We start from the raw sequence: 15,467 nt of genomic DNA, 5'->3' as shown, positions 1-15,467 counted from the left end.
TTGGCCGCATTTCCGTCCGAATAAAATCCCCCTCCGCACGAATCGCGCGCGAAGGGGACGCTGTCATGAACGGTATATCGATGCGGCCGGCGGGCGACTAGATGGGTGTTATCCCTGTGGCGCGTGCGGCAAGAACCCGGAGCGGGACGGCGCACCGCGCGCAAACCCGCGCCGGTGCTGGCGCGCGGCGTTTGCATGTGATGCGGCTACGCAGGATCGGGACGCCGGCGCGGGTGCACGCGCCCCGTCGGCCGCGCACGCCGGCGGGCGTGCAATCGTTTCCGGTCGACTTCCGCCAATCGTCACAGGAAGCCCGCTGATGCGGGAACGCAACATGCGCCGCGCATCGCCGCGCGGCGGGTCGTGTCAGCGGCCCGACGCGAGCGATGCCGGCGCGTTCGCGCGGCCGCGTCCGGCAGGTGCGCCGCCCTTTTCGCCGTAGGTGGCGGCGAGCGCGTCGACGCGCGCAAGATGGTGATGGTTGTCGTGATCCCACGGATGGAAGCCCGGCCGGAAAAAGCTCAGCCATTCGCCCGCGATGCGCGGGAACAGGCCGCGGCGCGGCCCGTACAGGAACGCGATCATCCGCAGCATGCCGCGCACGTGATGGCCGGCGCCGCGATCGCGCCACAGCAGCGTCGCGTGCATCAGGAACACGGTCGGCCAGAAGGTCAGCGTCGTCAGCAGATACACGCCGATGCGGATCAGGTAGCGGCGCAGCCCCGGCTTCATCGCGGCATTCCATACGTCGAACGACACGGCCTTGTGCTCGGTTTCCTCGAGCGCGTGCCAGATCCACATCTGGCGGTAGCCTTCGACCGAACCGTCGAGGCGCGTCGGGTCGCGCAGCAGCCAGTCGGCGAGCATCGCCGTGTAGTGTTCGGCCGCGACCGTATGCGCGAGCTGTACCGAATGCGGCAGCTTGCGCTTCATGAAGGCGAGCACCGTCCACACGCGCTTGTCGAGCTTGCGCGCGGGCAGGCGGTTCGCCTGCATCAGCTCGTTGTATTCGATGTGCTCGCGCGTATGCATCGCCTCCTGGCCGATGAAGCCGAGCACCTGCTGCTTCAATACGGGATCGTCGATCCGGTCGCGGTAGTTGCGCACCGAATCCATGAAGAAGCGCTCGCCGGCCGGAAACAGCAGCGACAGCGCGTTGAAGAAATGGGTCACGTGCGACCCGAGGCCATGCCAGTCCTTCGCGCGTTCGACCGGCAGGTCGAAGCGCAGGTCGCGGCGCACCGGCATGATCCCGGCTGCGGTGGCGGAAGCGGCTGACTTCATGTTCATGGTTCTCCTGGTTCCGAGGCGGCCCGGCGCGTCATCCGACGCGGCCGGCGCACGCCCGGGCGGCGCGTCGCGCACCGCCAAAATCCTGACATCGACAGATGTAAAGATAGGCCGCCCGCGCCAGCGCGTGCAAGCCGCGCGGTAGATGCGCGCTTCCAAACGGGGCACGGTCGAAAAGGCGGAAAAAACGGCGCTCGAACGGCGCCGGGACCGGCCGCGATTCGAACGCGGGGGCTGGGCGGCACGTGATGCACGACGCCCGGCCGCATGCCCTGTCGGCTACCTGAAAGCCCCGTGGGACGGGCATTTCGCGGTATCCGGCGCCGGCCGGACGCGATACGGCCGGCGGCCCCGGCAACACCGATTCATACGTGCGGCGCACTCGCCTGGTGCAACGGCGATCGCATGGCTCGCAAAAAATTCAAACGCGCGTTCCAATCGTGTTTCGGGCGACCGCAGGCAAGGCGGTCGGTCGACGCTGCCGATCCGCACGCAGCGACACAAGAACCACGCGCGCCGACCCGCTGCACGCTCGCCTACAATAGCGGTTTTACGTAACGCTCTTTCAGGAGAAGTCATGTCTGTCATCACGACCGAATCGGGCCTCAAATACGAAGACCTGACCGAAGGCACCGGCGCGGAAGCGCAAGCCGGCAAGACCGTCAGCGTCCACTACACGGGCTGGCTGACCGACGGTCAGAAATTCGATTCGAGCAAGGACCGCAACGACCCGTTCGCATTCGTGCTCGGCGGCGGCATGGTCATCAAGGGCTGGGACGAAGGCGTGCAGGGCATGAAGGTCGGCGGCGTGCGTCGCCTGACGATCCCGCCGCAACTCGGCTACGGCCCGCGCGGCGCAGGCGGCGTGATTCCGCCGAACGCGACGCTCGTGTTCGAAGTCGAACTGCTCGACGTCTGATCGCGCACCCGGCCGCTTCCTTCCGATGGAACGCATCGCCTCCCCCGCCATCGCGCTGCGCCGCTACGACACGTGCGAAGCGTCGGACGTGCACGACTTCCACCAGGTCGTGCTCGGCGTCGATGGCGCGATGGTGATGGCGGTGGACGGGATCGGCCAGCGCATCGACCGGCACGCCGCCTGGCTGATTCCGGCCGGCGCGCGCCATGACTACGCGGGCCTCGGCGACAATCGCCAGCTCGTGATCGACCTGCCCGCGGCATCGCTCGCGGTGCCGCAGCGGCTGTTCGACCATGCGCGCGCCGTGTCGATCGACCCGGCGCTGACGTCGCTGGTCGCGCAGGTTGCAGCGGCCGCCGCGCAACACGATGCGCCGGCCGGCGACGCACGGCACGCAGCCGCGCACCGGTTCCAGTGGCAGGCCGCCGCACGCCTGTGCGACGCATTGCTCGACGACGCCGGCATCGCCGCGCCCGCGTCGGGCCTCGATTTCGCGCGCATCGACCGCTGGCTGCGCGCGCGGCTCGCGGAGCCGCTGCGCATCGCCGATCTCGCCGCGCACTGCGGCTACGGGATGCGCCGGTTTCATCAACTGTTCGTCGATGCATTCGGCGAAACACCGCATCGCTACCTGCAGCGGCTGCGGCTCGACGCAGCGGTCGTGCTGCTCGCCGACGGCCGGCATCCGCTCGTCGACATCGCGGGCACGGTCGGCTTCGCTGACCAGAGCACGTTCACGCATGCGTTCACGAAACGCTTCGGCGTCGCGCCCGGACGCTGGCGCGGCGAACGGCATTGAGCGGCCAAGCGGTACCGGCTTTCCCACGATAGCGGATGAGGCGCTCGCTCGCGCCGTGGCGTCACGACAGGACAAGCTTCGACAGCCGCTGTCCGTCCCGCGTGAAACCGTACCGCGCGTAAAAGCGGTGCGCATCGAGCCGATGGTCGCCGCTCGTCACTTCCAGTTTCACGCACCCTGCTGTCTCGAACCACACCTGCGCCGCAGCGATCAGCACACCGCCGACACCCTGCCCGCGACAGCGCTCGTCGACGACCAGACTGGTGATGCGCCCGAGATTTCCGGGTGCATGAAACAGCGCAAGCGCATGCAGGCTGATGCAGCCGACCACGCTGTGCGCGATCGTCGCGACCAGGATACGGTCGACCGCACTCGGCAGCAGTGTCGCCAGCTTGGCGCGGATCATCGCGGGTTTCGCATCGTAGCCGAGCTGTTGCATCAGCCTTGCAATGTCGGCGTGATCGGCAATCTGCGCGTCGCGCGTCGTCAGGTTCGAGGGAGTCATCCGGATGGGCCTGTCGAAAGTCGATGTGTGCCGTGGCATGCATGATCAGCCGCATTGCCATGTTAATCGCCATGCACCGGCCGTGTATCGACGCTTCACCTCCCGCTGAAACATCGCCGGTCCGTCGCATCCTACGATGGATGCATGGATACGACCACACCGCCTCCCGCTTTCCCGCCCGCGCTGGCACGCGTCGTCGCGGCCGTCAGCATCGGTTTCGTCGTCACGCAGCTCGACGTGACGATCGTCAACATCGCGCTCGCGCATCTCGCAGCCGACCTGCATCTGCCGGTCGCCGGCCTGCAATGGGTCGTCGATGCATACACGCTCGCGTTCGCGGTGCTGATGCTGTCGGGCGGCGCGCTCGGCGACCGCTTCGGCGCGCGCCGCCTGTACATCGCAGGCCTCGTGCTGTTCGCGCTCGCGTCGCTGGCCTGCGGCGGCGCCGTCACGCCCGCGATGCTGATCGCGGCCCGCGCGCTGCAAGGCGTCGGCGCCGCGGCGATGCTGCCCAATTCGCTCGCGCTGCTCAACGGCGCGTGCCGCCACGACCCGCACCTGCGTGCCCGCGCGGTCGGCGGGTGGACGGCGGCCGGGTCGATCTCGATCGCGGCCGGCCCGGTGGTCGGCGGCCTGCTGATCGCCGCGTGGGGCTGGCGCGGCATCTTCCTCGTGAACCTGCCGCTGTGTGCGGCGGGACTCGCGGCCGCGTTCGCGTGGGTGCCTGCGCGCCGCGAGCAGAGCACACCATCCCGCCTGACCCGCTCGCTCGACCTGCGCGGCCAGCTCGTCGCGATCGCGATGCTGACCGCGCTGACCGGCGCCGTGATCGAATGGCGGCCGCTCGGCTTCGCGCATCCGGTCGTGGCCGGCGGCTTCGCGTTCGCGGCGCTGGCCGCGCTCGCCTTCGTCGCGGTCGAATCGCGCACGGCCACGCCGATGCTGCGGCTGTCGCTGTTCCGCCATCGCACCTTCAGCGCGGCCGTACTGTTCGGGATCTGCGTGAACCTCACGTACTACGGCACCGTGTTCGTGCTGGCACTGTACCTGCAGCGTGCACGCGGCGAATCGGCGTGGCAGGCCGGCCTCGCGTTCCTGCCGCTGACGGGCGGCTTCCTGCTGTCGAATCTCGCGAGCGGCCGCGTCGTCGCGCGTCACGGCCCGCGCGTGCCGATGCTGGCCGGCGCGCTGGTCGCCGCGCTCGGCTACGGATCGCTGCATTTCGTCGACGCATCGACGCCGCTCGCCGTGCTGCTCGTGCCGTTCCTGCTGATTCCGACGGGCATGGGGTTCGCGGTGCCCGCGATGACGACGGCCGTGCTCGCGTCGGTCGCGCCCGAGCGGGCCGGCATCGCGTCGGCAGTGCTGAATACCGCGCGGCAGGCCGGCGGCGCGATGGGCGTCGCGGCGTTCGGCGCTCTTGCCGGCGGCGGCGGTGCATCGCAGGTCGTCAACGGATTGCGGATCGAAACGGCCGTGTCGGTCGCGCTGCTGCTCGCGGCCGCGCTGCTCGCGACCCGCGTGCGGGGCGATGCGCATCACGGCGCACCGCGTTCGCATCAGCCGATGCCGGCGCACGATTGAGCGTCGCCGGGGCCGTGGATCCGGCGCCGCAGGTCGAGCAGCCGCCGATGACCGGCGGAATCCAGCGGATGGGTCATGGCGATGCGGCTCCGGTCAACGACGATCTCGGCAGTCCAGCCGACCGGCCGCCGCGCATCGCGCTCACCGCCGCGCCCCACCCGCCTCGTCGTCGATCTTCTTCACGACCGTGTCGGCCGCCTTCACCGGCCGGCCGTCGTCGTGCCGCAGCGCGAGCTTGCGGATCGCGCGCCCCGTGCTGCGGTCGACCAGCACCGAATGCGGCTCGCCGCGTGCGAACAGGTTCGCCTCGCCCCACTGCCGCAGCATCACGATCACCGGAAACAGCCCCTCGCCTTTCTTCGTCAGCGCGTACTCCTGATACGCGGTGCCGTCCGACGCCGGCACGACGTCGAACACGCCGGCATCCACCAGCATCTTCAACCGGTCGGACAGGATGTTGCTCGCGACGCCGAGGCTCGCGCGGAAATCGCCGAAGCGGCGCACGCCGTCGAACGCATCGCGCACGATCAGCAACGCCCAGCGATCGCCGACGATATCGGTCGCCCGCGCCACCGGGCACGGGGAATCCGCAAGACTTTTCTGCCTGGCCATGTTCCTCTCCGCAATCGTGCCGGCCGCCCGCGCGGCGGCATCGGCGCATCCGTGCGCGAGCCCGTCGCCCGCCGCACAAAAAGTTGCATTTTAAAACTACTTTTCCTACACTCACACTAGTTTCAATTTGCAACTAGTCTGCGTGAGGGACCCCATGGAGTCTTCGTGTCATTCCGGCACCGTTGCATCGAACGTGCCGACATCCGCGACGCATCCGGCCGAGGGCGGCGGCCTGTCGTCGGCGCGCATCGCGCTGCTGGCCGTCTGCTGTGCGGCGAGCGTCGCGAACGTCTATTACGCCCAGCCGCTGCTCGATTCGATCGCGCGCGATTTCGGCGTGCCGCAGGCCGCCGTCGGCGGCGTCATCACCGCGACGCAACTCGGCTGTGCGCTCGCGCTGCTGTTCGTCGTGCCGCTCGGCGACCTGCTGAACCGCAAGCGCCTGATCGCCGTGCAGCTTCTGCTGCTGACGGCAGCCTGCATCGGCGTCGCCTTGTCGTCGACACGCATCGCGCTGCTGGCGGGGATGGTCGCGGTCGGCCTGCTCGGCACCGCGATGACGCAAGGGCTGATCGCATGCTCGGCAGCGCTCTCGGGCGCAGGCGAACGCGGGCGCGTGGTGGGCGCCGCACAAGGCGGCGTGGTGGTCGGGCTGCTGGCCGCGCGCTCGCTGGCCGGTGTCGTCACCGACTTCGCGGGCTGGCGGGCCGTCTATCTCGTGTCGGGTGCGCTCGCGATCGCGATGCTCGTCGCATTGTCGCGGCTGCTGCCCGACACGAACGGGCCGCGCGAGCGCATCGGCTACGCGGCGCTGCTGCGGTCGATGGTGTCGCTGTTGCGCGATGAACGCGTGCTGCGCGTGCGCGGTGCGATCGCGCTGCTGGTGTTCGCGGCATTCAGCATCTTCTGGAGCGCGCTCGTGCTGCCGCTGAGCGCGCCGCCGCACGCGATGTCGCATACGCAGATCGGCGCATTCGGCCTCGTCGGCGCGCTGGGGGCCGCGGCCGCCGCACGCGCCGGCCGGCTCGCCGATCGCGGGCGCGGCGAAGCGACGACCGGCGCCGCGCTCGCGCTGCTCGCATGCTCATGGCTGCCGCTCGCGTTCGGCGACACGTCGATTGCATGGCTGATCGTCGGCATCGTGCTGCTCGACGTCGGCGGGCAGGCCGTCCACGTCGTCAACCAGAGCATGATTCTCGGCGCGCGGCCCGATGCGCACGCGCGCCTCGTCGGCTGCTACATGCTGTTCTACTCGGCCGGCAGCGGGCTCGGCGCGATCGCGTCGACGATGATGTATGCGCGCGCCGGATGGACGGGCGTCTGCGCGCTTGGGGCCGTCGTCAGCGTGGCCGCGCTCGGCGTATGGGCCGCGACGCTCAGGCGCGCGTGATGCGCGCCGGCGATCGGAGTCGAACGAAAAAAGCCGGCCCACCCTCGTCGGGCGGCCGGCTCGCGGACCGGCCATGTGCATGCGCCGGTCCCGATTCAGGTTCGGCGCGCAGGTGGCGCGCCGCGGCGCTCAACCTGCCGCCCGGATCGCCTCTTCATACACGCCGGCGACGCGTCGCGCGATCACCGCGTTGTCGAAATGATCACGCGCGTAGCGCTTGCATGCGGCCTCGTCGGGCAGCGCGATCGCCCCCGACAGTGCGCCGCCGAGCCCTTCCGCGATCGCAGCCGCGCCCGTCGACGGCAGCACGAGATCGTTCGACAGCCCGGCGACCGCCTCCGGCAGCCCGCCGACCGGCGTCACCAGCACGGGCGTGCCGGACGCGAGCGATTCGACGGTGATCAGCCCGAAGCCCTCGAGCGCGACCGTCGGCACGACGCTGACCGTCGCCGCGCGGTACAGCGCCGCGAGATGGTTGTCGGGCACGAAGCCGAGCAGCTTCACGTTGTCCTGCAGCCCGGCATCGTCGATGCGCTGCTGCAGTTCCTCGCCGATCTTGCCCTTGCCGGCGATCAGCAGCAGCACGTCCGGGTGACGGTGCTTGACGAGGCCGATCGCGTCGATCAGGTCCTCCAGCCCCATGCGCCGCACGAGCCGGCGCACGGCCAGCACGATCGGCCGGTCCTGCGGCAGTTGCAGCTTGTGCCGCGCCTCGGCGGGCGTGAGCGGCGTATCGAACTGCGCGGTATCGACGCAACCGGGAATCACGCGCACGCGCGACGGATCGATGCCGTAGCGATTCGTCAGGATCTGGCCGAATGCCTGCGACAGCACGATCAGCCGTGACGAGCGCGTATAGACGGCCTGTTCGAGATAGCGCTTCGCGCGCTGCCCGAGCGTCGCGGCGCCCTCGACCTGGCTTTCGTCGGCCCACGGGCCCTGGAAGTGCGACACCTGCGGAATCCCGCGCGTGACGTCGAGCCCCGGAAACGTGTACAGCGCGAAGTGCGACGAGATCACGTCCGGCCGTTCGGTGCGGATCTCGTCGCGCAGCGCGCGGCGCGCGGCGAGCATCCGGCGCGCGAGCGTCTCCGTGGCGGGACCGAAGCCCTGGATCGCGCCGCCCGTGTCGTCGGCGACCTTCGGCGAGCCGGCGACGAGCCCGCGCACCTCGACGCCCGCGCCCGGCAGCGCGCCAACGAGCGAGTAGTACATCCGGTCGAGGCCGCCCGCGCGTTCGGGGAACCAGTGCATGCCGATCTGCAACGATTTGATCGGCCGGGAAGTTTGGGACATCACGATTGCTCCTGCGTGACTGCATGCTCGACGCGCTCGAAGGCGGACGGCTGCGTGGGTTGGCCGATGCGCCGGTAAAGCGCGACATACTGGGCACCCATGTGCGCCCAGCCGAAACGGGTCATCAGTTCGCGGGCCGCGTCGCCCATCGCGCGACAGGTGTCGCGCGACACCGCGAGCGAGCCGATCGCCTGCGCGAGCGCGGCCGGATCGTCCGGGTCCTCCAGCACGATCCCGCATTCGCGCGTGATGATTTCCGCGCCGCCCGCCGTGCGCGCGGTAACGACCGGCAAACCGGCCGCCATCGCTTCCAGCAGCGACAGGCTCATCGCTTCGTAGCGCGACGGAAAGACGTAGGCGTCGACCGAGCGCATCAGCGTCGGCATGTTTTTCACGAGACCGAGGAAATGCACGCGCGAATCGATGCCGAGCGCACGCGCCTCTTCCGGATACGGGCTGCCCGGCAGATAGCCAGCCACCGCCAGGTGCACGTTCGACGGCAGTTTCGTCAGCGCCTTCAGCACGGTGCCGAGGTTCTTGCGCGGCGTGCGCAGGTCGCCGACGAACAGCAGCAGGAATGCGTCGTCCGGCAGCTTGAACGCCGCACGGTCGGCCTGCGCACCGGCGAACGCGCTGCCGTCGACGCCGTTGTAGATCACACTGATCTTGCTGCTGTCGATGCCGAGCCCGGCGATCTCGTCGGCCACCTTCTGCGACACGGCGGTGATCGCGCGCGAGCGCTTGTACGCCCAGCGCTCGAGCGTGGTGTTCACGCGCGTATAAACGTACTGGTAAGCCGACCAGATGCCCTTCGTCGGCCCGAACGGATAGTACGGACTCTTGAACCAGCCGCCGTGCACGAAGTGCGCGGTATTCACGTCGGCCTTGATCCACGAGATGAAGCCGTTCACGTGCAGCACGTCGTATTCGCTGCGGTGCGCGCGCAGCCAGGCCGCGCTCTTCAGCGCGAACACCTGCTGCTTGACGAGATTCGACGGCCAGAAGCCGCCGACCTTCACGGGCACCCAGCGCACGCGCGGGTCGGCCAGCAGCTCGGGCGCGACATGCGACGCGACCAGCGTGACCTCGTAGTTCTCGGCCAGCGCCGCGCGCGCGATTTCGTAATTGACGCGGCCCTGCCCGTCGTTATGTCGCACGACGTGCGTGACGATCGCGATTCTCAATGGTCGCCTCCCCGTGAACGCGCGGCGGCCAGCAGGCGTTGTGCCTTTTGCCAGTGCGCCGCGGCAAGTATCGAAAAAATGGCTGTGAACATCAGCAGGCCGCCCGTGCCGATCAGCGAGTTCGTGAACACGAGCATTGCGAAGGTCGACAGGCACAGGCTCAGGCACGCGCCGACGAACTTGTCCTTGCGCAGCTTGAATGCCGCGCGCAGCGTGCGGCCGAACAGCATCACGACGCCGGCGAGGTACAGCAGCGTGCCGGGCCAGCCGAGCACGAACGGCACGTTCATCACGCCGCTGTCGAAGCTGCCGTACTTGCCGAGCTCGCCGCTGTCGCTCGACAGCTTCGTGGACGCGCCCGTCGCACCCATCCCTTCGCCGGCGACGTCGGTAAACGCCGTCTGCGCGAAGGTGGCGTAGAACTTGTTGCGGTCGTCGTAGCTGCGGTCGTCCTTCAGGTTCGTGATCGACTGCAGGCGCGCGCCGAGACGGTCGGCCACCGGCCCGACGGTCAGGAGCGGCACGCAGAGCCCGACCAGCACGACGCCGCTGATCAGGATCCGCATCCGCAAGCGGTTGTTCGACTGCGCGAGCTGGATCGCGAGCGCGATCACCCAGCCGCCCCACGTCGAGCGCACGAGACACAGCGCGAACGACACGAAGCCGGCCGCCCCCGCGAACCAGCGGATCTTCTGCGGCGCGGCGAACACGAACACCAGCGCGCCCATGATCGCGAACGCGAAAGGCCCGGACGAGTTCATCGTGCTGAACACGCGCACGCCGTACGGCACCGGCTCGCCCTGCGAACCCATGTCGGACCCGATCATCCACAGCACGTCCCACTGCGGCATCACGAAGTACTGCACGACGCCGTACAGGCCCATCACGAGCATGCCCCACATGAACGTGGACAGCAGCACGTCGCGGTACTCGGGATAGTCGCGTGCGTTGACCATGATGTGGAAGCCGATCAGCACCGGATACACCCAGTTCGCCAGGTCATAGGTCGCGGCCATCACGCCGCTCGACACGATCCCGACGAGATACGCATACGCGAGCCCGAACAGCATCAGCAGCACGGGAATCCCGCGCCGCTGCGCGAGCACGCGGTAATGCCGGATCAGCCCGAAGCCGGCGATCATCGTCACCGCGAGCGGCGCGACCTGGATCAGGCTCGTCGGCGTGAACGCGCCCTTCGACCAGTCGGCAAGCCGGCGCACTTCCGGGCTCAGGAACCACACCCACCACATGAAGCCGACGTAGCGCGCCGGGCTCTTGAAATACAGCCAGATGCCGACCGCGATGGCCAGAACCGGGAACGCGAGCGTCAGCACCCTGCCCTGGTGTACGGCGATCAGCGCGGCGGTAAGGGACCACAGCGCAGCCTGCCCGACCCAGTGCTTCGGCTCGGGCAGCCAGCTGCGCGTGCGCGACGAGGTGCGTTCGGCGGCAATCGTACTCATCGATCCGCTCTCACCGCGACGACGGACGCGAATCCGCGAGCGGCATCGCCACGCCCGCGGCCGCCGGCGTGCGGCGCCGGCGCAGCATGTCGCGCGTGATCCGCACGTGCTGTTCGGCGAACGCCTGCGTGGTCAGGTCGCGATCGCGCAGGCACGCGGCGGCGGCCTGCGCGCAAGCGAGCGCCGCCACCGGATCGGCGACGAAACGGTCGGCGGCCTGGCGCATCGCCTGTGCGTCGAACGCCGGTACGTACGCGGCCGTATCGTGCGGGAAGTAGTCGCTGAGCCCGCCGACGTCGGACACGATCATCGGCTTGCCGACGGCCGCCGCCTCGAGCATCACGGTGATGCCCGACGCATGGAAGTTCGGCCGCAGCGGCACGACGATCACGTCGGCCCACGCGTACAGCTCGTGCTGCTTCGCGAGCCCCGACGCCGAGCCGATCTTCACGTTCGGCGCATGCCACTCGCGCGGCACGCGGCGGCGCGTCGCGAGCCGCACGTCGTAGCGCTCGTCGCCGCCGAACGCGGCGAGGAACGTGCGCCAGTCGCGGTCGCGATCGTTGCCGATCGCCGCGATCCGCAGCGGCCGGTTCGGCTTCCATTGCTGCGGCTCGGTCAGCGGGAAATCCTGCGTGTTCAGCCCGTAGTAGACGAACTCGGCTTCGCGTCCCAGATAGCGGCGGCACAGGTCGGCGTTGTCGCGCGCCAGCGTGGTCAGCGCGTCGGCGCGGTTGAGCAGCTTGCGGTACAGCCAGCGGCGCGGGCCGCCGAAGCTGCCCCACTTGTCGAACAGCCACACGCTCTGCGCGAGCAGCAGCGGGCGCTTGCCCTGCGCACCGGCGAGCTTCAGCACCAGCGAGGCCGCCAGGTGCTCCTGTTCCGTGTGCGTCCAGATCACGTCGGTGTTCAGCAGCGCGGCGCGGTTGCGCCAGGCATGCACGATGTCGAAGCCGAGCGCCGCCTTCAGCGCGCGACGCGCGAGGCTGGCGACGCGGTTCTCGCCGCCGTCCTGCGAATAGGTCAGCCGGAATTCGTCGGATTCGGCATGGTGATAGCCGTACAGGCAGCCGATGTTCTCGCCTTTCCGGTAGGTACGCGGATCGGCGCCGTAAAACAAATGGACGTGAACTTTCGTTGAAGTCATGCGAGCCCTCCGGGGGTGCCGTTCAAGACGTCACCGGCGGCATCGCCGCGCGGTGGGGGGCAAGGTTCGCGCGGCGGGCGTCGCGCGCGCCGCGGCGCACCGCGCGCCAGTGCTCGAGAATCCGCTCGCGCTTCGCCGTAGGCAGCGACAGCAGCAGATGCGCGACGCCCGGGTAGACGCGCGTGCCGACCAGCGTCCACCACCACCAGGCAAGCTCGCGCCGCAGCGGCGGCAGGTGCTCGCGCAGGATCAGGTGCATGTTGTACGCGCCGTTGCTGATCGCATTCAGCGACGCGGCATCGCGCCGGTCGTCGTCGAAACGCTCGGCCGGAAAATGATCGACCGCGATCGCCGGGTCGTAGACGAGCTTCCAGCCGTCGCGCTGCACGCGCATGCTGAAACCCATGTCGTTGTGCACCTGCGCACCGGCGCCGCGCAGCCGCGTATCGAAGCGCAGCCGCTCGATCGCGGCGCGGCGGTAGCTCATGTTCGCGCCTTTCAGCATGTCGACTTCGCGTGCGCCACCGACGCCGAGATGATGATTGCCGACGATCTTGCCGAACAGCGTGAGCTGGCCGACGAGCTCGCGCGATTCGTCGAGCACGCGGCCCTTTTCGTGGACCCAGTCGCGCCCGCCGACCGCGCCCACGCGCGGATCGGCCTCGAAGACCGATTCGACGCGGGCGAGCCAGTCGGGATGCGGCGCCGCATCGTCGTCGGTGATCGCCACGATGTCGCCGTGCGCGGAGTCGAGCCCCTTGTTCAGCGCGGCGACCTGCCCCGGCACGTCGACCGGCACGATGCGCAGCGGCAGCGCGCCGCCGACCGCCGGATCGGCGAGCCGCTCGTGCGTGGCGTCGTCCTCCGGGCGCGCGACGACGATCACCTCGTCGGGCAGCCGCTGCTGCCGCTGCAGCGCCAGCAGGCAGCGCGCGAGGTCGGCGGGACGCCGGTAGGTCGGAACGAGCACGGAAATTTTCATCGATGGTTTCTCCAGTCGGCCGGGCGGGCAGCACGCGCTGCCTGCCCGGTTACGCACCAGGTGGGTCAGGCGCTCAGGTATTCATGCACGGCCGCATAGCCGCGGCCGTAGCCGCGCGCCTTCGGCGGCACGCCGTTGAAGATCCCGCCTTCCAGGTCGACACCCGCGGTGCGCAGGCGCTTGATCGCATCGGCGATCTCGCCTTCGGTATGCATGCCCGAGCGCAGCACGAGGAACGTCGAGCCGGCCATGCGGCCGATGATCGTCGCATCGGTCACCGCCAGCACCGGCGGCGAATCGATCAGCACGACGTCGTAGCGCTTGCCGAGCCCTTCGAGGTATTGCGGCAGGCGCGACGACATCAGCAGCTCCGACGGGTTCGGCGGACGCGTGCCGGCCGCGATGAACGACAGGCCCTGCACCGGCGTTTCGCGGATCGCCTCCTCGAGCGGCGACTGGTCGCTCAGCAGCTCGGACAGGCCCGGCTGCGCGGTGAGGCCGAAGTAGCGGTCGAGCAGGCCGCGGCGCATGTCCGCGTCGATCAGCAGCACGCGCTTGCCCGAATGGGCGAGCAGCACCGCGAGGTTGACCGTCAGGAAGCTCTTGCCGATGCCGGGCGTCGGGCCCGTCAGCACGATCACGCGGTTCTTCGCATCCATCATCGCGAACTGCATCGCGGTGCGCAGGCTGCGCAGGCTCTCGACGCTGAGATCCTTCGGACGCAGGCTCGCGAGGATCGGCCGGGCACGGCTGCCGCCCTTCTCGGCCTGCGCGTCGAGCTTCACCTGCTCGGCGCTCTGCGGCACCAGCCCGTACAGCGGCAGGTTGAACGCGCGTTCGATGCGGTCCGGATCCTCGATGCCCTGGAACAGGTTGCGGCGCAGGAACACGACGCCCGTGCCGAGGATCAGGCCCAGGAACACGGCCGCCGACAGGATCAGCACCTTCTTCGGCTTGACCGGATCGCCCGGACGCAGCGCCGAATCGATGAGGTGGATGTTGCCGCCCGTGCCGGCCTTCTGCACCGACAGCTCCTGCACGCGGTTCAGCAGCAGCACGTAGATGTCCTCGGCGACCTTCGCGTCGCGCTGGAGCTGAACGGCCTTCACTTCGGTGGCCGGCAGGCTGCGGAAGCGGTTGCTGAACTTGTCCTTCTCGCCCTGCAGTTCCGCGAGCTGCTGCTTGGCCGCGATCACCATCGGGTGCGAATCGGTGAAACGCTGCGCGAGCGACGCGAGCTGCAGGCGCTGCGCGGCGATCTGCTGTTCGTACTGCACGCTGCCTTCGAGGTAGACCTTCGCCTCGTCGCTCGCGTTGATCGAGCCCGACGTGCGCTGGTACTGCGTCAGCGCGGCTTCCGCGCGCTCGAGGTCGGCCTTCAGGCGCGGTTCCTCGCCCTTCAGGAAGTCGAGCATCTTGGTCGCTTCGGCCTGCTTCGCGACCACGTGCTGGTTCAGGTACGACTGCGCGAGCGCGTTCGCGATCGCGGCGGTCTGGTCCGGGTCCTTGCCTTCGAGCGAGATCTGCACGACGCCCGTCTGCTTGCCCTGCTCGGTCACCTGGATGCCGGCCTGGAACCCGCTGATCGCGTCGAGATCGTTGTAGCGGACCACCGTGAACTGCGTGCCGGGGCGCGCGACGAGGTTCTTCACGAGCAGCGTCACGCCGCCGCCCTGCGCCGATTCGCCGACCTGGCCCGACAGCAGCCGCTTGCCGTTCGCGTCGACCAGCGAATAGGTGCCGTTCGGGCCGGCCGTCAGCGTCAGCTTCTTGCCTTCGAGCGCAGGCTCGACGTTGATCGTGTCGACGTCGGCGACTTCACCGCCCCACGCATACGATTTCAGGCCGAGCCACGGCCGCGACGGCGTGCCCGGCGTCGCGAGGCGTGCCGCGAGGCTGCCGATCACCGGCAGCGTCTTCGGCGCGACCGAGAAGTTCAGCTTGAACTGCTCGACCACCGGCGCGACGACGCCGCGGCTCTTGATGATCTCGATTTCCGCGTCGGTCGGCGCCTGCTGCGGGCCGCTGTTGATCATCGCGCCCGTCTGCGTCTGCGTGAGCGCCTGCGACGTGTTGTCGTTGCCCTCGACGCGAACGTGCACATCGGCCTGGTAGACCGGCTTCGCGATGAAGCAGTAGAGGCCCGCGAGCGCGACGACCGTCACCGCGATGCCGAGCAGCAGCCAGATGTCGTCCATGATCACCTGGAGCAACTGGCCGAGGACGACGTCCTCTTCCTCGGTCTTGGCGGACAGATCCGCGTAGGAGTGTTTCGCTTGCGTGTTCACCATTCGTT

General features: G+C 69.1%; 13 protein-coding genes. 4 read left to right on the top strand and 9 right to left on the bottom strand.

All coding sequences use genetic code 11. The annotated features are described in order from the left end of the window. Nucleotides 1–366: 366 nt before the first annotated feature. On the bottom strand, nucleotides 367–1,284 hold the full coding sequence (locus DIE03_RS00430) for a metal-dependent hydrolase (protein WP_124447255.1): 918 nt from the start codon (nucleotides 1,282–1,284) through the stop codon (nucleotides 367–369). Nucleotides 1,285–1,867: 583 nt separating this feature from the next. On the opposite strand from DIE03_RS00430, the gene DIE03_RS00425 reads away from it, so the two are divergent. Together DIE03_RS00425 and DIE03_RS00420 are read left to right on the top strand one after the other, a co-directional pair. After that, complete coding sequence (locus DIE03_RS00425; protein WP_006479474.1) at nucleotides 1,868–2,209, top strand: FKBP-type peptidyl-prolyl cis-trans isomerase; 342 nt, start codon at nucleotides 1,868–1,870, stop codon at nucleotides 2,207–2,209. 25 nt (nucleotides 2,210–2,234) lie between these two features. Next, entirely contained in the window at nucleotides 2,235–3,008 is a 774-nt protein-coding gene (locus tag DIE03_RS00420) for an AraC family transcriptional regulator (RefSeq protein WP_124446431.1), read from the top strand. A gap of 61 nt (nucleotides 3,009–3,069) precedes the next feature. Here DIE03_RS00420 and DIE03_RS00415 read toward each other — a convergent pair whose 3' ends face one another. Next, nucleotides 3,070–3,513, bottom strand: a complete 444-nt coding sequence (locus DIE03_RS00415; RefSeq protein ID WP_124446429.1) for a GNAT family N-acetyltransferase — start codon at nucleotides 3,511–3,513, stop codon at nucleotides 3,070–3,072. 144 nt (nucleotides 3,514–3,657) lie between these two features. On the opposite strand from DIE03_RS00415, the gene DIE03_RS00410 reads away from it, so the two are divergent. Beyond that, nucleotides 3,658–5,097: an MFS transporter gene (locus DIE03_RS00410; protein WP_124446427.1), complete on the top strand. Its 1,440-nt coding sequence runs from the start codon at nucleotides 3,658–3,660 to the stop codon at nucleotides 5,095–5,097. A 141-nt stretch (nucleotides 5,098–5,238) separates the two neighbouring features. Here the strand turns inward: DIE03_RS00410 and DIE03_RS00405 are convergent, their stop codons facing one another. Beyond that, nucleotides 5,239–5,709 (bottom strand): helix-turn-helix domain-containing protein, encoded by a 471-nt coding sequence (locus DIE03_RS00405; RefSeq protein ID WP_124446425.1) that lies wholly within the window; start codon nucleotides 5,707–5,709, stop codon nucleotides 5,239–5,241. A 154-nt stretch (nucleotides 5,710–5,863) separates the two neighbouring features. Here DIE03_RS00405 and DIE03_RS00400 point away from each other — a divergent pair, with 154 nt between their 5' ends. Continuing rightward, the gene (locus tag DIE03_RS00400) at nucleotides 5,864–7,099 is read left to right on the top strand and encodes an MFS transporter (protein ID WP_124446423.1); all 1,236 of its coding nucleotides are present in this window, start codon (nucleotides 5,864–5,866) and stop codon (nucleotides 7,097–7,099) included. A gap of 129 nt (nucleotides 7,100–7,228) precedes the next feature. Here DIE03_RS00400 and DIE03_RS00395 read toward each other — a convergent pair whose 3' ends face one another. The 6 genes from DIE03_RS00395 to DIE03_RS00370 form a co-directional block, all read right to left on the bottom strand. Continuing rightward, nucleotides 7,229–8,395 carry a glycosyltransferase family 4 protein gene (locus tag DIE03_RS00395; RefSeq protein WP_124446421.1) on the bottom strand — a complete coding sequence of 389 codons (1,167 nt, stop codon included), beginning with the start codon at nucleotides 8,393–8,395 and terminating at the stop codon, nucleotides 7,229–7,231. Further along, nucleotides 8,395–9,579, bottom strand: a complete 1,185-nt coding sequence (locus tag DIE03_RS00390) for a glycosyltransferase family 4 protein (protein ID WP_124446419.1) — start codon at nucleotides 9,577–9,579, stop codon at nucleotides 8,395–8,397. Before DIE03_RS00390 ends, DIE03_RS00395 begins: the two co-directional genes overlap by 1 nt. Beyond that, nucleotides 9,576–11,042 (bottom strand): O-antigen ligase, encoded by a 1,467-nt coding sequence (locus DIE03_RS00385; protein ID WP_124446417.1) that lies wholly within the window; start codon nucleotides 11,040–11,042, stop codon nucleotides 9,576–9,578. Before DIE03_RS00385 ends, DIE03_RS00390 begins: the two co-directional genes overlap by 4 nt. Nucleotides 11,043–11,052: 10 nt before the next feature. After that, nucleotides 11,053–12,189, bottom strand: coding sequence for a glycosyltransferase family 4 protein (locus DIE03_RS00380; protein ID WP_124446415.1), 1,137 nt, complete (start codon nucleotides 12,187–12,189; stop codon nucleotides 11,053–11,055). Nucleotides 12,190–12,211: 22 nt separating this feature from the next. After that, a complete protein-coding gene (locus DIE03_RS00375) occupies nucleotides 12,212–13,171 on the bottom strand; it encodes a glycosyltransferase family 2 protein (RefSeq protein ID WP_124446413.1) in 960 nt (319 codons plus the stop codon). Between the two features lie 65 nt (nucleotides 13,172–13,236). Next, nucleotides 13,237–15,462: a polysaccharide biosynthesis tyrosine autokinase gene (locus tag DIE03_RS00370; protein ID WP_124446411.1), complete on the bottom strand. Its 2,226-nt coding sequence runs from the start codon at nucleotides 15,460–15,462 to the stop codon at nucleotides 13,237–13,239. Nucleotides 15,463–15,467: the final 5 nt, after the last annotated feature.

Origin of the sequence: Burkholderia sp. Bp8992 (genome assembly GCF_003853705.1) — a bacterium.
GTDB lineage: Bacteria > Pseudomonadota > Gammaproteobacteria > Burkholderiales > Burkholderiaceae > Burkholderia.
The sequence above is the reverse complement of the archived record's forward strand: the minus strand, read 5'-3'. Positions and strand labels throughout refer to the sequence as shown.